Origin of the sequence: Rhizorhabdus argentea (genome assembly GCF_037861105.1) — a bacterium.
Taxonomy (GTDB): domain Bacteria; phylum Pseudomonadota; class Alphaproteobacteria; order Sphingomonadales; family Sphingomonadaceae; genus Rhizorhabdus; species Rhizorhabdus argentea.
Genome location: NZ_JBANFK010000004.1, coordinates 203,831 through 221,977, shown reverse-complemented (window position 1 = coordinate 221,977; position 18,147 = coordinate 203,831). Strand labels below are relative to the sequence as shown.

The following is an 18,147-nucleotide window of genomic DNA, read 5'->3' as shown; positions in this document are numbered from 1 at the left end:
TCTGGCACGATTCTGGCTTAATATCCGGCGTACCCGCGTACCCGATTTTCCAGCTCGCCGGGGGCGAAGGCGGGGGGAGGTGATCCGATGGTAAGTGCCGCATTACGGGGGGTAATTGCGTTGATTGCTGCCCTCGCGGTTGCCTCTCCCGCCTGGGCGCAGCTCGGCCTCGTATCGGCATGGCTGCGCAACGTGCCGCAGCCGAGCGCGCTGGGCATGTTCCTGATCGCGCTCGCTGGCGTGTTCGTCGGCCGCGTCGCCAGCCGGAAACGCCGGGACCCGTAGTTTTGCTTCTGTTCGGTTTGCTTAGAGATTTATCCTTTCCCCTGTAGCGTTGCGATGCTTAGCCGGCCCCCGTCCTCCCTCCGCCGATCTAATCGGTGGCGGGAAGACGGGGGCCGAGTTCTTTCTGCGTTGACCTGATCGCGCCAGCGCGCTTGAAGCGGCAGCTATGACCGCTACCCTCCAACAGCTCGAATCGACGATCAAGGCGCGGCGCGACGCCGATCCGTCGACGTCCTACGTCGCCTCGCTGTTCGCGCGGGGCATGCCCAAGATCGCCCAGAAGCTTGGCGAGGAAGCGGTGGAGACGGTAATCGCGGCCATGGCCGGCGATCCGAAGGCTGTCACCGGCGAAGCCGCCGACCTGCTCTTCCACCTGACAGTACTGCTCGCGGCGGCGGGCGTTCCGCTCAGCGACGTGATGGCCGAGCTTGACCGTCGCGAAGGGACATCCGGCCTGGCGGAGAAAGCCGGACGGACATCATCCTAATTCGCGTCATCCCAGCGAAAGCTGGGATCGCAGGCGGAGCTCGCGACATTGGTCCGTCCTTGCCGCCCGAGATGCCAGCCTCCGCTGGCATGACGCCCATCAAGGGAACAAGCCATGCCGATCGACGCCACCCTGCCCTATGACGACGACAACATCTTCGCGCGCATCCTGCGCGGCGAGCTGCCGTCGAAGACCGTCTATGAAGATGAGTTCGCGCTCGCCTTCCACGACATCAACCCGCAGGCGCCGGTCCATATCCTCGTCATCCCCAAGGGGCGCTATGTGTCGTGGGACGATTTCACCGCGACGGGCAGCGATGCCGAAATAGCTGGCTTCATCCGCGCGGTCGGCCATGTCGCGCGCGCGGCGGGACTGGTCGAACCCGGCTATCGCCTGCTCGCCAATATCGGCGGCCATGGCCATCAGGAGGTTGCACACCTCCATGTCCATATCTTTGGCGGCCGACAGTTCCGCGAGATGGTGCCCAGGGCGTGAAGGCCACGCCCGCGCAATTCTATTGCGCGGGCCGAATTACCGGTTAGGCTCCGCTTCCCATGACAGGCGGCGGGCGTACGGCCCCGCCGGACAAGGGAAATCCGCATGATCTTTGGGCGCGTAAAGCCACTCGACGCCATCCTCGCCACCGCAGCCCGAAAGTCGCTGCACCGTTCCCTCGGCCCCTTCCAGCTGACCATGCTGGGCATTGGCGGCATCATCGGTACCGGTATCTTCGTCCTCACCGCCGAGGCCGCCCAGAAGGCGGGTCCCGGCATGATCCTCGCCTTCATCATCGCCGGCTTCGTCTGTGCGGTCGCAGCGCTGTGCTATGCAGAAATGGCGGCAATGGTGCCGGTTTCCGGCTCCGCCTACACCTACAGCTACGCCGTGATGGGGGAGCTGGTGGCATGGATGGTCGGCTGGGCGCTGGTCCTCGAATATGCGATCGCGGCGGGGGCGGTATCGGTCGGCTGGTCGGGCTATGTCGTCGGCCTGTTTCAGCATCTGACCGGCATCACCCTACCCAAGACGCTGATCCTCGGGCCGATCGACGGCGGCATGATCAACCTTCCTGCGGCGATCATCGCCGGGCTCGTCACCTGGCTGCTGGTACTCGGTACCAAGGAGAGCGCGACCGTCAACGCCGTCCTGGTCGGCATCAAGATCGCGGCGCTGTCGCTGTTCGTCGTGCTGGCGCTGCCGGTGATGAACATGGAGAATTTCCACCCCTTCTCGCCGACCGGCTTCGGCGGCATCTCGGCGGCGGCGGCCTCGATCTTCTTCGCCTATGTCGGCTTCGACGCCGTTTCGACCGCGGCCGAGGAGACCAAGGACCCGCAGCGCAACATGCCGATCGGCCTGATCGGCTCGCTTGGCATCTGCACCATCTTCTACATGCTCGTCGCCGCCGGCGTGATCGGTGGGGTGGGCGCGCAGCCGATGATGAACGCATCCGGCGCAGCCTTGCCGACCGGCTCGGCCGAGCTGACCGCCGCCTGCTCGGCGATCGGCGACGCCAAGGTGGTCTGTTCGAAGGAAGCGCTGGCCTGGACCCTGCGAGAGATCGGCTGGCCGCAGATCGGCAACCTGCTCGGCCTCGCAGCCGGGCTGGCGCTACCGTCGGTGATCCTGATGATGATGTTCGGCCAGACCCGCATCTTCTTCGTGATGAGCCGCGACGGCCTGCTGCCGGCGGTGTTCTCGAAGGTCCATCCGCGCTTTCACACGCCCCACGTCGTGACGATCATGACCGGGGTGTTCGTCGCGATCTTCGCGGCGCTGTTCCCGGTCGGCGCGCTTGCCGACATCTCCAACTCGGGAACGCTGTTCGCCTTCGCGGCAGTGTCGATCGCGGTGCTGGTGCTGCGCAGGACAGATCCCGACCGCAAGCGTCCGTTCCGCACCCCAGCGATCGCGATCGTGGCGCCAGTCGCGATCCTCGGCTGCCTCTATCTGTTCTTCAGCCTGTCGAACTACACGATCACGCTGTTCTTCAGCTGGGCCGCGATCGGGCTGGTGGTCTATTTTGTCTACGGCTACCGGAAGAGCAACCTTGGCCGCGGCATCGTCGAGACCCACGAGACCGACCAGGACATGCCGCCGCTACCGGTGCCGCCGATCAGCTGACAGCGATAGCCCACCGAACAAAAGAACTGTCTACCGACCAACCGCTGGGTCCAGCCGCCCCTCGATCGTCGCGCCGAGATCCTCGCCCTCGGGCAGGCGCGGGCCTATCAGCCCGATGATCCGGCCCGCCGCGATCGATCCCATGCGGAGCGCGGTCGGAAGGTCGCGGCCCCGGGCCAGCCCCGCGAGCACGCCGGCCGCGAACAGGTCGCCCGCGCCGGTCGTGTCGACCACCGGCCCGCACGGCTCTGCCAGCGTCTCGTAGCGCTGCCCCTTCTCGATGCCGATCGCTCCATCGGCGCCACGCGTCGCGATCAGCAGCGGCACCCGCGCCGCCGCCCAGCCGAGGCCGGCCTCGAAATCGGCCAGCCCGCTCAAGGCGGCGAGCTCGCCCTCATTGGCGAACAGCATATCGACCAGGCCCTCGGCGAGCAGACCGACGAAATCCTGATGATGCTGTCGCACGCAATATTCCGAGGAAAGCGTGAAGGCGGTGCGGCGGCCATGCGCGCGCGCCGCAGCAAGCGCCGCGCGGCACGCTGCGCGCGGCTCCTCGGTGCGCCACATATAGCCTTCGACATAGAGGATCGCCGCCTCCGCAGCGAGCGCGGCATCGAAGGCAGCGGCGGGGAGATATTCGGATGCCCCGATCGCGGTGTTCATCGTGCGATGGCCGTCGGGGCTGACGATGATCAGGCAACGCCCGGTTGGCGCAGCGATGGGCGGCAACGGGAAGTCGATGCCGTTCGCTGCCATGTCGGCTGCGAACGTCCGCCCCAGCCGATCGTCGCCGACCTGGCCGACAAAGGCGAGCCGCAGGCCGAGCCGGGCGAGGGCCGCCATGGTATTAGCCGCCGAACCGCCGCACACCTCCTCGCAGTCGCCCATTGCCTGGTGCAGCAACACCGCGCGGTCTGGCGCGATCGGCTGCATCACCCCGCGATCGAGGCCCTGCGCCGCGACGAACGCGTCATCCTTATGGACAAGCACGTCGACCAGCGCATTGCCGATCGCGAGCACATCATAGCGGGCGGAAGCCATTGCCGTCGTCCTAGCCAACTCCGCCGCCGCCGCAAAGCCGCTTGGCGACACCCGCTTGCGTCACCGCTCGGATGATGCTCTCGGGAAAGCATGAACATCCAGCGCCTGACCCTGCTCGCGCCGCTCGCGATCCTCGCCGCCTGCGGACCGACCCAGCCCCCACTGGTCGTCGCGCCACCCCCGCCGGTGCGCGCCGAGGCAGGGCTCGACCGGGTGCTGGGCCAGGACGCCCGCGCCCTGATCGCCCTGTTCGGCACGCCCAACCAGGATGTCCGCGAGGAGCCGGCGCGAAAGCTCCAATATGCCAGCGGCGTCTGCGTGCTCGACGCTTATCTCTACCCGCCGGGCCCGGGCCGTGAACCGCTCGTCACCCATGTCGATGCGCGCCTGCCGACCGGCGAGGACATCGACCGGGCCTCCTGCATCGCCGCGCTGGTACGGCGCAAAGAGGCGCGATAGGGGCGGTCTACGACCCACTTGCGGACGTTATTGGAGCTATGCGCGATACCCATAAGCGGACGTTTGTTGCTTGCTTGGCGCAGGCCGCTTGAACAGAATGGCAAGATGACAGACCTCGATACCACCACGTTCGCAGCGCAATGGTGCGCGGGCTGGAATGCTCACGATCTTGACCGTGTTCTGGCACACTTCCACGAAGATGTGGTCTTTACATCGCCTGTTGCCGCGAGCCTCTTGCCCGAGACGGCAGGCGTATTGCGGGGAAAAGCCGCGCTTCGGTCCTATTGGGCGGAGGGCCTGCGCCGCATTCCCGACCTTCACTTTACCGTCGAGGCAGTGTTTGCCGGGATCAACACACTGGTGATTCAGTACCTCAATCAGAAGGGCGTCACTGTGTCCGAGGTGCTGGTTTTCGATGGAGGGCTAGTGCGGGAAGGTCATGGCACCTATCCCACAAACATCAACAACCCGGCAGGAACCAGCGGCAGCTAACAGCTCACATCCAGTGCAAGCTGCGCGTCGCCTTACCACCCCACCCATAGCCGTCATGCCAGCGACAGCCAGCTTTCGCGAGGATGACCAAGAGGAAGGGCGGTAGCCGGGCCCGGCGGCCGTCGCCCGACCCGGCCACCGCCCGGGCGCGGCCTTACGCCGCGCTGAGTTCCAGCTTCCCCTCGCCCTCGTCGATCCGAAGCGTCGATCCGTCGGGCACGTCGCCGCGCAGGATCGCGTCGGCGAGCGGGTCCTGCAGGTAGCGCTGCACCGCGCGCTTGAGCGGCCGTGCGCCATAGACGGGATCATAGCCGACCCGGCCGAGCCAGGTGCGGGCGCCATCGGATAGTTCGAGCCGGATCTTGCGATCCTTCAGCAACTGCCCGACCCGGCCGACCTGGATATCGACGATCGGGCCCATATGTTCGGCCGCCAGCCGATGGAACAGGATGATCTCGTCGAGCCGGTTGAGGAATTCGGGCCGGAAATGGGCGCGCACCACGTCCATCACCTGATCCTCGACGCTGTCGACGTCCTGTCCGTCAGCGAGGTTCGACAGATATTGGCTGCCGAGGTTCGAGGTCAGGATGATCAGCGTGTTCGAGAAATCGACGGTGCGGCCCTGGCCATCGGTCAGGCGGCCGTCGTCGAGCACCTGCAGCAGCACGTTGAACACGTCGCCATGCGCCTTCTCGACCTCGTCGAACAGCACCACCTGATAGGGCCGGCGCCGCACCGCCTCGGTCAGCGCGCCGCCCTCCTCATAGCCGACATAGCCGGGAGGGGCGCCGATCAGCCGGGCGACGCTGTGCTTCTCCATATACTCGGACATGTCGATGCGGACCATCGCCGACGAATCGTCGAACAGGAACTCGGCGAGCGCCTTGGTCAGCTCGGTCTTGCCGACGCCGGTCGGGCCGAGGAACAGGAAGCTGCCGAGCGGCCGGTTCGGGTCCTGCAGGCCGGCACGCGAGCGGCGCACCGCGCGCGCGACCGCCTCGACCGCGTCCTTCTGGCCGATCACGCGCTTGCCGAGCTCGGTCTCCATCGCCAGCAGCTTCTCGCGCTCGCCTTCGAGCATCTTGTCGACCGGGATGCCGGTCCAGCGGCTGACGACGCCGGCGATGTCCTCGCCGGTGACTTCCTCGCGCAGCATCGCGCCGGCGGTGGCACCCTGCGCCTCGGCCAGTTCGCGTTCGAGCCCGGGGATCACGCCATAGCTGAGCTCGCCCGCGCGGGTGAGGTCGCCGCGGCGCTGCGCCTGGTCGAGTTCGATCCGCGCCGCGTCGAGCTGTTCCTTCAGCCGCGCCTCGGCGTTGATCTTGTCCTTCTCGCCCTGCCAGCGCGTGGTCAGCTCGGCGGACTGCTCCTCGAGTTCGACCAGGTCGGCTTCGAGCGCGTCGAGCCGGTCCTTCGACGCGGCATCGGTCTCGCGCTTCAGCGCCTCGCGCTCGATCTTGAGCTGGATGATCCGCCGGTCGAGATTCTCGATTTCCTCGGGCTTGGACTCGACCTCCATGCGCAGCCGCGACGCGGCCTCGTCCATCAGGTCGATCGCCTTGTCGGGCAGGAAGCGATCGCTGATATAGCGATGGCTGAGCGTCGCCGCCGCGACGATCGCGCCGTCGGTGATCCGCACGCCATGGTGGAGCTCATATTTCTCCTTGAGCCCGCGCAGGATCGAGATCGTGTCCTCGACGGTCGGCTCGCCGACGAACACCGGCTGGAAGCGCCGCTGCAGCGCGGCGTCCTTCTCGACATATTTGCGATATTCGTCGAGCGTGGTCGCGCCGATGCAGTGCAGCTCGCCGCGCGCCAGCGCCGGCTTGAGCAGGTTGCCGGCGTCCATCGCGCCTTCGGATTTGCCCGCGCCGATCAGCGTGTGCATCTCGTCGATGAACAGGATGATGCTGCCCTCGGCGCCGCGCACCTCGTCGAGCACGCCCTTCAGCCGCTCCTCGAACTCGCCGCGATATTTGGCGCCGGCGATCAGGCTCCCCATGTCGAGCGCCATCACCTTGCGGTCCTTCAGGCCATCGGGCACGTCGCCATTGGCGATGCGCAGCGCCAGGCCTTCGGCTATCGCGGTCTTGCCGACGCCGGGCTCGCCGATGAGTACCGGGTTGTTCTTGGTGCGCCGCGCCAGCACCTGGATGGTGCGGCGGATCTCCTCGTCGCGGCCGATCACCGGATCGAGCTTGCCCTCGCGCGCTGCGGCGGTCAGGTCGCGGGCGAACTTCTTGAGCGCGTCGTAGCGGTCCTCGGCGCTGGCGGTGTCGGCGGCGCGGCCGCCGCGCAGCTCGTTGATCGCACTGTTCAGCGCCTCGCTGCGCACGCCGGCCTCGGCCAGCGCCTTGCCCGCCGGGCTGGTCGTGGCCAGCGTCAGCGCGAGCAGCATGCGCTCGACGGTGACATAGCTGTCGCCCGATTTCTGCGCGATCTGCTCGGCCTGGTCGAGCAGGCGGGCGAGGTCGTTGTCGATGCCGGGCGTCTGCTGCGCGCCGCCGCCCGAGACCGCCGGAATCTTGGCGAGCGCGGCGTCGGTGGCGCGCAGGGCGACGCCGGGATCGCCGCCCGCGGCCTTGATCAGCCCGCTGGCCATGCCCTGCTCGTCTTCCAGCAGTGCCTTCAGAAGATGTTCGGGGGCGATCCGCTGATGGCTCATCCGGATCGCGACGGTCTGCGCCGACTGGAGAAAACCCTTGGCGCGGTCGGTGAATTTTTCGAGGTTCATGCCTGATCCCTGTTTCCTGACGCCGCCGATATGGTGTGGCTTTTGTGCAACACAAGGGTTTGGTGGCTGCTCTTTCCTCTTCTTCCCCTCCCTTTCAAGGGAAAGGCGTAGGGGTGGGTGACGTAGTCAGGGGCTCGATGCCCCTGACGAAGTTCTCCGCGGCGATGACGGACGCTCGCTGCGCTCGCACTCACCCTTCGACCCCCTCCCTTGGAAAGGGAGGGAAGGCAACGCGTATTAGCCGGATATTGCACCTTGCGCGCCAGCGGCTAGACTGGCGCCAATCCTCCCCTTGCGGAAAGCTCCCCCCGATGCGTCGTTCCCTGTTCCGTCCCTTTGCCGCGTTATTGCTTGCGACCAGCCTTACCGCCCCCGTCCTTGCCGCCGAGCCCGCGTCCGTCGCGACGCTCGTGAAGGCAGTCGACATACCCTATGAGACCTTCACCCTTCCTAACGGCCTGCGCGTGATCGTCCATACCGACCGTAAGGCGCCGGTCGTTGCAGTGTCGGTGTGGTATCATATCGGTTCGAAGGACGAGCCTCAGGGCAAGACCGGCTTCGCCCATCTGTTCGAGCATCTGATGTTCAATGGGTCGGAGAACGCCAACGACGATTTCTTCAAGCCGCTCGAATCGATCGGCGCGACCGATCTCAACGGCACCACCTGGTTCGACCGCACCAATTATTTCGAGACGGTGCCGACCGGCGCGCTCGACATGACGCTGTTCCTCGAATCCGACCGAATGGGCCACCTGCTCGGCGCAATCGACAAAGCCAAGCTCGATAACCAGCGCGGCGTCGTCCAGAACGAGAAGCGCCAGGGCGATAACGAGCCCTATGGCCTGGTCGAATATGCCCAGCTCGCCGCGCTCTTCCCGGCGGGTCACCCCTATCACCACTCGACGATCGGCTCGATGGCCGATCTCGACGCCGCCAGCCTGGAGGACGTGAAGAACTGGTTCCGCGCCCATTATGGACCGAACAACGCCGTGCTGGTGCTGGCGGGCGATATCGATGCCGCGACCGCAAAGGCCAAAGTCGCAAAGTGGTTCGGCGATATCCCGCGCGGACCCGAGACGCCGCGCCCCGAGGTGGCGGTGCCGACGCTCAAGGCGCCGGTCGACCAGATCATGAAGGATCGAGTCGCGACCACCCGCATCTACCGCAACTGGGTGGTGCCCGGAATCAACGACCCCGATCTGATCCCGCTCGACATCGGCATGGACATTCTCGGCGGGCTGGCCTCGTCCCGGCTCGACAATGCGCTGGTGCGCAAGGCCAAGACCGCAGTGTCGGTCGCAGCCAGCGTCCAGCCGTTCGAGAAGATCTCGATGGTCGAGGTGACCGCCGACGTGAAGCCCGGCACCGACGCCAAGCTGGTGGCGAAGCAGCTCGACGACCTGATCGCCGATTTCATCAAGACCGGACCCAGCGCCGACGAGGTGACTCGTGCCACGACCAAGCAGGCTGCGGGCGAGATTGCCGGGCTGGAGACGGTCGGCGGTTTCAACGGCAAGGCGGTGACGCTGGCCGAGGGCGCGGTCTATTCGAACGATCCGGAGAAATACAAGAAGGACCTGCTGGCGACCGCCGCCGTCACGCCGGCGAGCGTGCAGGCGGCCGTGCGGAAATGGCTGGCGCGGCCGGCCTACCGGCTGGTGGTCGAGCCCGGCGAGCGGACCCCGTCCGATCTGGTCGCCGCCGGCGGCAGCGCGGTGGGCGATGCGGGCGGCATGAGCCCGCGCTATTATCGCGATCCGAAGTTCGAGGGCGGGGCCGCGGCGCCGGCGATCTCGATGGCGCAGCAGCCGCTGGCCGCGGTGGACCGCTCCTCGCCGCCGCCGGTCGAGGCGATCAACGACCTGACCTTTCCGGCGATCGAGCGCACCACCCTGTCGAACGGCATCCAGGTGGTGTTCGCGCAGCGCACGACGGTGCCGACGGTGCGCCTGTCAATGGTGTTCGACGCCGGCAACGCCGCCGATCCCAAGGCCAAGCTCGGCACCCAGGGGCTGATGCTGGCGCTGCTCGACGAGGGCGCCGGCAAGCTCGATTCGATTGGCATCGCCGAGGCGCAAGAGCGGCTCGGTGCGCAGATCAGCTCGAGCGCGTCGATGGATCGCACCAGCGTTTCGATGTTCGCCCTCAAGGCCAACCTCGCGCCGTCGCTCGACCTGCTCGCCGATATCGTCCAGCGGCCGACCTTCGCCCCGGCCGAGATCGAGCGGCTGCGCGGCCAGATCCTTGCCGGGATCGCCGCCGAGAACGCCCAGCCGCGCGGCGTGGCGCGGCGCACCTTGCCGCCGCTGCTGTTCGGCGCCGCGCACCCCTATGGCGTACCGCTGTCGGGCAGCGGCACTGAAGCGGGCGTCAAGGCGGTCACCCGCCCGGATCTGCTCGCCTTCCACGACAGCTGGCTGCGGCCCGACACTGCTAAGATCTTCGTGACCGGCGACACCACGCTGGCCGAACTCAAGCCATTGCTCGAGGCGCGCTTCGGCCGCTGGGCCAACCCCGCCGCTCCCAAGGGCGCCAAGATCTTCCGCCTCGACAAGATGGCACGCCCGTCGCGGATCGTGCTGATCGACCGCCCGCAGAGCCCGCAGAGCTACATCATGGCCGGCGAACTGTTGCCAACCAAGGGCACCGATGATCCGCTGGCGCTGGTCACCGCCAACGACGTGATCGGCGGCAGCTTCCTGTCGCGGCTCAACATGGACCTGCGCGAGACCAAGGGCTGGGCCTATGGCGCCTTCACCCAGGCCCAGATGCTGCGCGAGACGATGCCCTTTTACGTGATCGCGCCGGTCCAGACCGACCAGACCGGCCCGTCGATCGCGGCGGCGCTGGCCGACATGAAGAGCTTCCTCAGCGACAAGGGCGTGAACGAGGAGGAGCGCGAGCGCACCATCAACAACCAGATCCGCTCGCTGCCGGGATCATTCGAAACGTCGAACGACCTGCTCGGCGCGCTGGTGACGATGGACACGCTCGGCCGGCCCGATGATTATTACACGAAGCTGCCGGCCCGCTACCGCGCCCTCACCGCGGCGCAACTCGACCAGGCCGCGCGTGCGGCGATCCGCCCGGACGAGCTGATCTGGGTGGTCGTCGGCGATGCCGCCAAGGTCGAGCCGCAGCTTAAGGGCTTGGGTATTCCGGTCGAAAAGGCCATAGCCGGGAAATGACATCTGAAATCTGGGACTGCATCACCAAGGCGCCGTTCGGCGAACAAGCCTCGGTCTTCACCATCGTCCGCGACGGCGATCGCTTCACCGGCAGCAACGTCGCCGACATCGGCGAGCTGCCGGTGGTCGACGGCCGGATCGAGGGTGACAAGCTGATGTGGAAGATGCCGACGCGAAAACCCATGCCGATGACGCTGGTCGGAAAGGCCGTGATCGAGGGCGACCGGCTTACCGGCACGATCACGATGGGCGCCTTCGGCCGGGCCGAGATGTCGGGCGTGCGGCGGGGGTAGGCGGACCTACATATGCCCGTCCATCCATGTCTGCCCACTCATTCGGCGCCATCTGTCTTGTCGAGAGCCATGGGCCCCAGCCTACGCTGGGGCGACGGTTGATATAAAAACCAAAGCCCAGACGCGTGTCGTCATGCCAGCGCAGGCTGGCATCCATGGCTATTTCGTCGCAAGCTACGGCTCATGGCTGGCGGCTACATCTACATCATGACCGATGTCCCCAGTGGCACGCTCTACGTCGGCGTGACTGCCAACCTCGCAGCGCGCGTGACGCAGCATCGCGAAGGGAGCGGGTCGGATTTCTGTCGGCAGCATAGGCTGAAGCGCCTTGTTTACATCGAACCGCATGATCGGATCGAAGACGCGATCGCGCGGGAGAAGGCGCTCAAGGCGTGGAGGCGATCGTGGAAACTCAACCTGATCGGGCGCGCCAATCCGGACTGGATGGACCTGTACGAGACCCTCAACGCCTGACGATTAGCGATCACTCTCAAGCGTCGCGCCAGCGCGAGCCGGGTATCGATGTCTGTCGCCGCTTTCGGCGCCATCTGTCTTGTCGAGAGCCATGGGCCCCAGCCTACGCTGGGGCGACGGTTGATATAAAAACCAAAGCCCAGACGCGTGTCGTCATGCCAGCGCAGGCTGGCATCCATGGCTATTTCGTCGCAAGCTACGGCTCATGGCTGGCGGCTACATCTACATCATGACCGATGTCCCCAGTGGCACGCTCTACGTCGGCGTGACTGCCAACCTCGCAGCGCGCGTGACGCAGCATCGCGAAGGGAGCGGGTCGGATTTCTGTCGGCAGCATAGGCTGAAGCGCCTTGTTTACATCGAACCGCATGATCGGATCGAAGACGCGATCGCGCGGGAGAAGGCGCTCAAGGCGTGGAGGCGATCGTGGAAACTCAACCTGATCGGGCGCGCCAATCCGGACTGGATAGACCTGTACGAGACCCTCAACGCCTGACGAATAGCGGACCACTCTCCAGCGCGGGCTGGCATCCATGTCTGTCGCCTCTCTCGGCACCACCTGTCATGCCGAGAGCCATGGGCCCCAGCCTTCGCTGGGGCGACGTAGCTTAGAAACCTCAGTCGAAGAACAGCTTCGTCACATGGCCCATCTTGCGGCCCGGCCGGGGCTGGGCCTTGCCGTAGAGGTGGAGGTGGGCGGCGGGATCGGAGAGGATGATGTCCCAATCGCCGGCCTGGTCGCCGAGCAGGTTGCGCATCTCCACCCGGGCGGCTGCCCGCGTCGTTGCGCCGAGCGGCAGCCCGCAGATTGCGCGGATGTGGTTCTCGAATTGCGAGGTGACCGCGCCCTCGATCGTCCAGTGCCCGCTGTTGTGCACCCGCGGAGCCATTTCGTTGAACACCGGCCCGGCGGGCGTGTCGAAAAATTCGATCGCGAGAACCCCGACATAGTCGAGTTCCGCCACGATCTTCTCCGCCAGGGTGCGAGCGGCCTCGACCGTCGTCGGCGACAGCGGCGCGGGGACCGCGGACAACGCGAGAATCCCGTCCTCATGGACGTTGAGCACCGGATCCCAGGTCGCGATCGCGCCATCGTCGCCGCGCACCACGAGCAGCGAGAATTCGCGCTCGAACGCCACGAAGCCTTCGAGCACCGCCGGCTGCCAGCCGATCGACGCCCAGGCTTCGTCCGCGTCGGCCGCCGTCTTGAGCCGCGCCTGGCCCTTGCCGTCATAGCCCAAGCGGCGGGTCTTGAGGATCGCCGGAGCGCCGATCAGGGCCAGCGCGGCATCGAGATCCTCGCGGCCGGAGACGACGGCCCATGGGGCCGGCTGGCCGCCGATCGCCTGGACGAAGGCTTTCTCGGTGGCGCGGTCCTGCGCCGTCGCCAGCGCGCGCGGATGCGGCGCGAGCGGAACGCGCAGGCCCTCCAGCGGGCCCACCGGGATATTCTCGAACTCATAGGTGATCATATCGACGGTCGCGGCGAAGGCGGCCAGCGCGTCCCTATCGTCATAGGCGCCCTGCACCCAGCGCGACGAGACGTCGGCGGCCGGGCCGCTCGGCTCGGGCGCGTAGATCGCGCTGCGATAGCCGAGATTGGCGGCGGCCATGCTGAGCATCCGGGCGAGCTGGCCGCCGCCGATGATGCCGATCGTCTTGCCGGGAGCAATCATCGCCATCGCGTCAGTCGTACGGTTCGATCGCGACATCCGCCGTCTGCTTCTCGCGCCACGCCTCGAGCCGCTGGGCGAGCGCCGGATCATGGTTGGCGAGCATGGCCGCGGCGAGCAGCGCGGCATTGATTGCGCCGGGCTTGCCGATCGCGAGGGTACCGACCGGAATGCCGCCGGGCATCTGGACGATCGACAACAGGCTGTCCATCCCCTTGAGCGCCTTGGATTCGACGGGAACGCCCAGCACCGGCAACCGCGTCATCGCCGCGGCCATGCCGGGAAGGTGCGCGGCGCCGCCCGCGCCGGCAATGATCGCCTGCAGCCCGCGTCCGGCCGCCGACTTCGCATAGTCGTAAAGCCGCTCCGGCGTGCGGTGCGCGGACACCACCTTCGTCTCATGCGCTATGCCGAGCGCCTCGAGCGTGGCGGCGGCATGGCTCATCGTCTCCCAATCGGAGCGGCTGCCCATGATGATCCCGATCAGCGGCGCTGTGGCCATGTGACCCCCCAATCCAATCCATTTTCCGTCATTCCCGCGAAAGCGGGAATCCACGATTACGGACGGCTTATTGTTCGAATGCCTCGCCGTCCATGGATCCCCGCTTTCGCGAGGATGACGATTGTCGCGATTATATCAGCGCTCCGACAGATAATAGCGATCCCTGGCGCTCAGATCGTCGGCCAGTTCGTACACGATCGGCTGGCCGGTCGGTATCTCAAGCTCGGTGATCTCGTCGTCAGGGATATGCGAGAGATGCTTGACCAGCGCGCGCAGCGAATTGCCGTGGGCGGAGATCACCACCCGCTTGCCCGCCTTCAGGTCGGGCGCGATCCGCGCCTCCCAATAGGGAATGACCCGCGCGATCGTGTCCTTGAGGCTTTCGGTCGACGGGATCGGGATGCCGGCGTAGCGGCGGTCCTTGCCGAGGTCGAACTCGCTGCCGGCCTCGAGCACCGGCGGCGGCGTATCGAAGCTGCGCCGCCAGATCTTCACTTGGTCGTCACCGTGCCGTGCCGCCGTCTCGGCCTTGTTGAGGCCGGTGAGCCCACCATAATGGCGTTCGTTGAGCCGCCAGTCCTTCTCGACCGGCAGCCAGAGCCGGCCCATTGCCTCCAGCGCCAGGTTCAGCGTCTTGATCGCGCGGGTCTGGAAGCTCGTATAGCATATGTCGAAATCGAGACTCTTGGCGGCCATCAGCTCGCCTGCCGCGATCGCCTCGGCGACGCCCTTGTCGGTCAGGTCGACATCCCACCAGCCGGTGAAGCGGTTTTCGAGATTCCAGGTGGACTGGCCGTGGCGGATCAGGACGAGCGTCGGCATCAATTCCTCTTCTTCGCGGGAAAGCGGCCTCTTAGGGGGCGGCTGCGGGCCTGTCACCCTTGCAATGACAGATCGGCGGCGCGAAGCTGCGCTTCCAGGGAGTTTCGAACATGCCGATTGCCAACAAGTCCATCCGCTACGATCATGACGGCGTCGCCTTTGAAGCCTATGCGGCATGGGACGATGCGGGCGTTGCACCGCGCCCCATCATATTGATCGCCGCGACCTTCATGGGCCGGAGCGGCTTCGAGGAGGCCAAGGCGCGCAGCCTCGCCGAACTCGGCTATGTCGCCGTCGCGATCGATCTCTACGGCGTCGGGCACTGGCCGGCCGACGTCGACCAGGCGGGCGCCGCGATGGGCGCGCTCAACGCCGATCGGGCGCTGCTCAAGGGCCGGTTGCTGGCGGCGCTTGAAGCAGCCCGAGCGGTCGGCCCGCAAGCTGACCCCAGCCGCGTGGCCGCGATCGGCTTCTGCTTCGGCGGCAAGTGCGTGCTCGATCTCGCGCGCAGCGGCGCCGAGGTCGCGGGCGTCGTGAGCTTCCACGGTCTCTACGACCCCCCGTCCTTCGCCAATGGCGCCGTCAAGGCAAAGATCCTCGTGCTGCACGGCTGGGACGACCCGCTCGATCCGCCCGAGACGGTGCTGGGCCTGGCAAAGGAGCTGACCGAAGCCGGCGTCGACTGGCAGGTTCACGCTTATGGCCACACCGTCCACGCCTTCACCAATCCGACGCGCGAAGACATGTACAGCCCAGTCGCCGATCGGCGCAGCTGGCATTCGATGCGGTATTTTCTCGACGAGCTGTTCGGCTGAGCCCGCCAACTATAGCATTGACGCCCCATTTATTGCGGCGCAGCATTCGCGCTATGTCCAGCACGCCGCCGATCACCCAAAATCCTGACATCCGCTTCCTTGGCCGCCTGCTCGGCGATGTCATAAAGGCTTATGGCGGCGAACAGATCTTCCGACGGATCGAGTATATCCGTTCGGCCTCGGTCGATCGCGCGCGCGGGATCGTGCATGCGGATGACATCGACTCCGGGCTCGACGCGCTCAGCCTGGACGATACGCTTGCCTTCGTCCGCGGCTTCATGCTGTTCTCGATGCTCGCCAACCTGGCTGAAGACCGCCAGGGGATCGCCGCCGAGCCGGGCGCCGACGTGGCCGCGGCGCTCGACCGGCTCGAGCGCCAGGGCATTTCGCGGTCTAGCGTCGTCGAGATGCTCGAAACCGCACTGATTGCGCCGGTGCTCACCGCCCACCCGACCGAGGTGCGGCGCAAGAGCATGATCGATCATCGCAACAAGATCGCCGAGCTGATGATGCTGAAGGATATCGGCCGGGTCGAAACCGCCGATGGCGACCTGATCGACCAGGCGATCTACCGCCAGATCGCGCTGCTCTGGCAGACTCGCCCGCTGCGGCGTGAGAAGCTCTATGTCGCCGACGAGGTCGAGACCGCGCTCGCCTATCTGCGCGACATCTTCCTGCCGACCCTGCCCGCGCTCTATTCGCGCTGGCAGCGCGCGCTCGGCCATCGGCCGGCCAGCTTCCTGCGCCCCGGCAGCTGGATCGGCGGCGACCGCGACGGCAATCCCTTCGTCAATGCCGATTCGCTGCGCCTGGCGCTGTCGCGGGCGGCGGAAACGGTGATCGGCTATTATCTGCGCCAGCTGCACGAACTCGGCGCCGAACTGTCGATCTCGACCGAGCTGGCCGAAGTCACCTGGGAGGTCGAGAAGCTCGCCGAAGCCAGCGGCGACAAGAGCTCGACCCGCAGCGACGAGCCCTATCGCCGCGCCATCACCGGCATCTATTCGCGGCTGTCGAAGACCTATCAGCAACTCACCGGCCGGCTGCCCGCGCGCCTGCCCGCGACCAGCGCCGAAGGCGGACCTTACGAGACGCCGGGCGCGCTGTGCGCCGACCTGATCGAGATCGCCCAGGCGCTCAATCGCACGGGTGCGGGATCGCTGTCGGGCAGCGGCTCACTCGGCCGGCTGATCCGCGCGGTCGAGACTTTCGGCTTCCACCTGGCGACGCTCGACATGCGCCAGAATGCCGATGTCCATGAGCGGGTGATCGCCGATCTGCTCAAGGTCGCGGGAGTCGAAGCCGACTATATGTCGCTCGGCGAAGATGCGCGCGTGGAACTGATGCGTAGCGAACTCGCCTCGAAACGGCTGCTGCGCACGCCGTTCGGGGCGTATAGCGAGGAGACGCTGTCGGAGCTGGAGATCGTTGCCGCCGCCGCCGAGGCGCATAAGCTCTACGGGCCGCAGGCGATCACCACCTATCTGATCTCGAAGGCAGAGAGCGTCTCCGACATGCTCGAGGTCAACGTCCTGCTCAAGGAGGCAGGGCTGTACGTTCCGGGCGATCCGCCGACCGCGGCGATCATGGCGGTGCCGCTGTTCGAGACGATCGGCGATCTCCAGCGCGCGCCGGAGGTGATGACCAAATGGTTCGACCTGCCCGAGGTCGCCGCGGTGACGGCTGCGCGCGGGCATCAGGAGGTGATGGTCGGCTATTCCGATTCGAACAAGGACGGCGGCTACCTCACCTCGGTGTGGAGCCTCCACGAGGCGTCGAGCGCGCTGAAGCCGGTGTTCGCCAAGGCGGGCACCGCGATCCAGCTGTTCCACGGCCGCGGCGGCGCTGTCGGGCGTGGCGGCGGATCGAGCTTTGCGGCGATCCTCGCCCAGCCGCACGGCACGGTGCAGGGCCGCATCCGCATCACCGAGCAGGGCGAGGTGATCGCCGCCAAATATGGCACGCGCGAGAGCGCCGCGGCCAATCTCGAGGCGATGGCGTCGGCGACGCTTCTGGCGAGCCTCGAAGAGGCCGCGCTCAACCCCGCCGACTCCAAGCGCTTCTTCGCCGCGATGGACGAGATTTCCGGCGAAGCCTTCAAGGCCTATCGCGGGCTGGTCTACGAGACCGAGGGCTTCCGCACCTTTTTCCGCCAGATGACGCCGATCGCCGAGATCGCCGACCTCAAGATCGGCTCGCGCCCGGCCAGCCGCACCAAGAGCGACCGGATCGAGGATCTGCGCGCCATCCCCTGGGTGTTCAGCTGGGCGCAGGCGCGCGTGATGCTGCCGGGCTGGTATGGCGTCGGCCAGGGCCTGAAGGCGCACAGCGACATCGGCCTGCTGCGCGAGATGCTCGAGGCCTGGCCCTTCTTCCAGTCTACCCTGGCCAATCTGGAGATGGTGCTCGCCAAGTCCGACATGGATCTCGCCGAACGCTATGTCGCGCTGGTCGAGGACCAGGCGATGGGCAAGGCGATCTTCGGCCGGATTCGCGACGGGTGGCAGATGACCCAGGATCGCCTGCTGTCGATCACCCGCCAGACCCGCCTGCTCCAGAAAAACCCGTCGCTCGACCAGTCGATCCGGCTGCGTCTGCCCTATATCGAGCCGCTCAACCTGCTCCAGATCGAACTGCTCAAGCGCCACCGCCACGGTGAGGACGATCCGCGCGTCCGCGAGGGCATCCAGCTGTCGATCAACGCCATCGCGACGGCGCTGCGCAACAGCGGCTGAAGGCGAACCGCTATGGCCCTCGC

The 18,147-nt window shown here is 66.6% G+C and carries 17 protein-coding genes; 12 read left to right on the top strand and 5 right to left on the bottom strand.

Annotated elements, in window-relative coordinates:
- Nucleotides 1-87 precede the first annotated feature (87 nt).
- The 4 genes from AAC645_RS05580 (at nt 88) to AAC645_RS05565 (ending at nt 2,896) form a co-directional block, all read left to right on the top strand.
- The gene (locus AAC645_RS05580) at nt 88-285 is read left to right on the top strand and encodes a PEP-CTERM sorting domain-containing protein (RefSeq protein WP_340314454.1); all 198 of its coding nucleotides are present in this window, start codon (nt 88-90) and stop codon (nt 283-285) included.
- Nucleotides 286-451: 166 nt separating this feature from the next.
- Complete coding sequence (locus tag AAC645_RS05575) at nt 452-772, top strand: phosphoribosyl-ATP diphosphatase (protein WP_340314453.1); 321 nt, start codon at nt 452-454, stop codon at nt 770-772.
- Between the two features lie 114 nt (nt 773-886).
- Complete coding sequence (locus AAC645_RS05570) at nt 887-1,267, top strand: histidine triad nucleotide-binding protein (protein ID WP_340314452.1); 381 nt, start codon at nt 887-889, stop codon at nt 1,265-1,267.
- A gap of 105 nt (nt 1,268-1,372) precedes the next feature.
- A complete protein-coding gene (locus tag AAC645_RS05565) occupies nt 1,373-2,896 on the top strand; it encodes an amino acid permease (RefSeq protein WP_340314451.1) in 1,524 nt (507 codons plus the stop codon).
- Between the two features lie 30 nt (nt 2,897-2,926).
- Here the strand turns inward: AAC645_RS05565 and AAC645_RS05560 are convergent, their stop codons facing one another.
- A complete protein-coding gene (locus AAC645_RS05560; protein ID WP_340314450.1) occupies nt 2,927-3,937 on the bottom strand; it encodes an adenosine kinase in 1,011 nt (336 codons plus the stop codon).
- A 90-nt stretch (nt 3,938-4,027) separates the two neighbouring features.
- Here AAC645_RS05560 and AAC645_RS05555 point away from each other — a divergent pair, with 90 nt between their 5' ends.
- Nucleotides 4,028-4,396, top strand: coding sequence for a hypothetical protein (locus tag AAC645_RS05555; RefSeq protein ID WP_340314449.1), 369 nt, complete (start codon nt 4,028-4,030; stop codon nt 4,394-4,396).
- A 105-nt stretch (nt 4,397-4,501) separates the two neighbouring features.
- On the top strand, nt 4,502-4,888 hold the full coding sequence (locus AAC645_RS05550; protein ID WP_340314448.1) for a nuclear transport factor 2 family protein: 387 nt from the start codon (nt 4,502-4,504) through the stop codon (nt 4,886-4,888).
- Nucleotides 4,889-5,042: 154 nt separating this feature from the next.
- Here AAC645_RS05550 and clpB read toward each other — a convergent pair whose 3' ends face one another.
- The gene (gene clpB, locus AAC645_RS05545) at nt 5,043-7,622 is read right to left on the bottom strand and encodes an ATP-dependent chaperone ClpB (RefSeq protein WP_340314447.1); all 2,580 of its coding nucleotides are present in this window, start codon (nt 7,620-7,622) and stop codon (nt 5,043-5,045) included.
- A 311-nt stretch (nt 7,623-7,933) separates the two neighbouring features.
- Here clpB and AAC645_RS05540 point away from each other — a divergent pair, with 311 nt between their 5' ends.
- The 4 genes from AAC645_RS05540 (at nt 7,934) to AAC645_RS05525 (ending at nt 12,073) form a co-directional block, all read left to right on the top strand.
- Nucleotides 7,934-10,810: a M16 family metallopeptidase gene (locus tag AAC645_RS05540; RefSeq protein WP_340314445.1), complete on the top strand. Its 2,877-nt coding sequence runs from the start codon at nt 7,934-7,936 to the stop codon at nt 10,808-10,810.
- Nucleotides 10,807-11,103, top strand: a complete 297-nt coding sequence (locus AAC645_RS05535) for a hypothetical protein (protein WP_340314443.1) — start codon at nt 10,807-10,809, stop codon at nt 11,101-11,103. Before AAC645_RS05540 ends, AAC645_RS05535 begins: the two co-directional genes overlap by 4 nt.
- A 183-nt stretch (nt 11,104-11,286) precedes the next feature.
- Nucleotides 11,287-11,577 carry a GIY-YIG nuclease family protein gene (locus AAC645_RS05530; RefSeq protein ID WP_340314442.1) on the top strand — a complete coding sequence of 97 codons (291 nt, stop codon included), beginning with the start codon at nt 11,287-11,289 and terminating at the stop codon, nt 11,575-11,577.
- 205 nt (nt 11,578-11,782) lie between these two features.
- The gene (locus tag AAC645_RS05525) at nt 11,783-12,073 is read left to right on the top strand and encodes a GIY-YIG nuclease family protein (protein ID WP_340314441.1); all 291 of its coding nucleotides are present in this window, start codon (nt 11,783-11,785) and stop codon (nt 12,071-12,073) included.
- 121 nt (nt 12,074-12,194) lie between these two features.
- Here the strand turns inward: AAC645_RS05525 and AAC645_RS05520 are convergent, their stop codons facing one another.
- From AAC645_RS05520 to gpmA, 3 genes are all read right to left on the bottom strand, one after another.
- Nucleotides 12,195-13,259: a 5-(carboxyamino)imidazole ribonucleotide synthase gene (locus AAC645_RS05520; RefSeq protein ID WP_340314571.1), complete on the bottom strand. Its 1,065-nt coding sequence runs from the start codon at nt 13,257-13,259 to the stop codon at nt 12,195-12,197.
- Between the two features lie 4 nt (nt 13,260-13,263).
- On the bottom strand, nt 13,264-13,752 hold the full coding sequence (gene purE, locus AAC645_RS05515) for a 5-(carboxyamino)imidazole ribonucleotide mutase (protein WP_340314439.1): 489 nt from the start codon (nt 13,750-13,752) through the stop codon (nt 13,264-13,266).
- Nucleotides 13,753-13,887: 135 nt separating this feature from the next.
- Nucleotides 13,888-14,574 carry a 2,3-diphosphoglycerate-dependent phosphoglycerate mutase gene (gene gpmA, locus AAC645_RS05510; RefSeq protein WP_340314438.1) on the bottom strand — a complete coding sequence of 229 codons (687 nt, stop codon included), beginning with the start codon at nt 14,572-14,574 and terminating at the stop codon, nt 13,888-13,890.
- A gap of 110 nt (nt 14,575-14,684) precedes the next feature.
- Here gpmA and AAC645_RS05505 point away from each other — a divergent pair, with 110 nt between their 5' ends.
- The gene (locus AAC645_RS05505; RefSeq protein ID WP_340314437.1) at nt 14,685-15,389 is read left to right on the top strand and encodes a dienelactone hydrolase family protein; all 705 of its coding nucleotides are present in this window, start codon (nt 14,685-14,687) and stop codon (nt 15,387-15,389) included.
- 53 nt (nt 15,390-15,442) lie between these two features.
- Nucleotides 15,443-18,124 (top strand): phosphoenolpyruvate carboxylase, encoded by a 2,682-nt coding sequence (gene ppc, locus AAC645_RS05500; protein ID WP_340314436.1) that lies wholly within the window; start codon nt 15,443-15,445, stop codon nt 18,122-18,124.
- Nucleotides 18,125-18,147 lie beyond the last annotated feature (23 nt).

What these genes read in the sequence shown, in the direction of transcription:
- AAC645_RS05520 (WP_340314571.1), bottom strand. Translation starts at nt 13,259, where the DNA reads ATGGCGATGATTGCTCCCGGCAAGACGATCGGCATCATCGGCGGCGGC.
- ppc (WP_340314436.1), top strand. Translation starts at nt 15,443, where the DNA reads ATGTCCAGCACGCCGCCGATCACCCAAAATCCTGACATCCGCTTCCTT.
- AAC645_RS05530 (WP_340314442.1), top strand. Translation starts at nt 11,287, where the DNA reads ATGGCTGGCGGCTACATCTACATCATGACCGATGTCCCCAGTGGCACG.
- clpB (WP_340314447.1), bottom strand. Translation starts at nt 7,622, where the DNA reads ATGAACCTCGAAAAATTCACCGACCGCGCCAAGGGTTTTCTCCAGTCG.
- AAC645_RS05580 (WP_340314454.1), top strand. Translation starts at nt 88, where the DNA reads ATGGTAAGTGCCGCATTACGGGGGGTAATTGCGTTGATTGCTGCCCTC.
- purE (WP_340314439.1), bottom strand. Translation starts at nt 13,752, where the DNA reads ATGGCCACAGCGCCGCTGATCGGGATCATCATGGGCAGCCGCTCCGAT.
- AAC645_RS05575 (WP_340314453.1), top strand. Translation starts at nt 452, where the DNA reads ATGACCGCTACCCTCCAACAGCTCGAATCGACGATCAAGGCGCGGCGC.
- AAC645_RS05505 (WP_340314437.1), top strand. Translation starts at nt 14,685, where the DNA reads ATGCCGATTGCCAACAAGTCCATCCGCTACGATCATGACGGCGTCGCC.
- AAC645_RS05525 (WP_340314441.1), top strand. Translation starts at nt 11,783, where the DNA reads ATGGCTGGCGGCTACATCTACATCATGACCGATGTCCCCAGTGGCACG.
- AAC645_RS05565 (WP_340314451.1), top strand. Translation starts at nt 1,373, where the DNA reads ATGATCTTTGGGCGCGTAAAGCCACTCGACGCCATCCTCGCCACCGCA.
- AAC645_RS05535 (WP_340314443.1), top strand. Translation starts at nt 10,807, where the DNA reads ATGACATCTGAAATCTGGGACTGCATCACCAAGGCGCCGTTCGGCGAA.
- AAC645_RS05550 (WP_340314448.1), top strand. Translation starts at nt 4,502, where the DNA reads ATGACAGACCTCGATACCACCACGTTCGCAGCGCAATGGTGCGCGGGC.
- AAC645_RS05570 (WP_340314452.1), top strand. Translation starts at nt 887, where the DNA reads ATGCCGATCGACGCCACCCTGCCCTATGACGACGACAACATCTTCGCG.
- AAC645_RS05540 (WP_340314445.1), top strand. Translation starts at nt 7,934, where the DNA reads ATGCGTCGTTCCCTGTTCCGTCCCTTTGCCGCGTTATTGCTTGCGACC.
- gpmA (WP_340314438.1), bottom strand. Translation starts at nt 14,574, where the DNA reads ATGCCGACGCTCGTCCTGATCCGCCACGGCCAGTCCACCTGGAATCTC.
- AAC645_RS05560 (WP_340314450.1), bottom strand. Translation starts at nt 3,937, where the DNA reads ATGGCTTCCGCCCGCTATGATGTGCTCGCGATCGGCAATGCGCTGGTC.
- AAC645_RS05555 (WP_340314449.1), top strand. Translation starts at nt 4,028, where the DNA reads ATGAACATCCAGCGCCTGACCCTGCTCGCGCCGCTCGCGATCCTCGCC.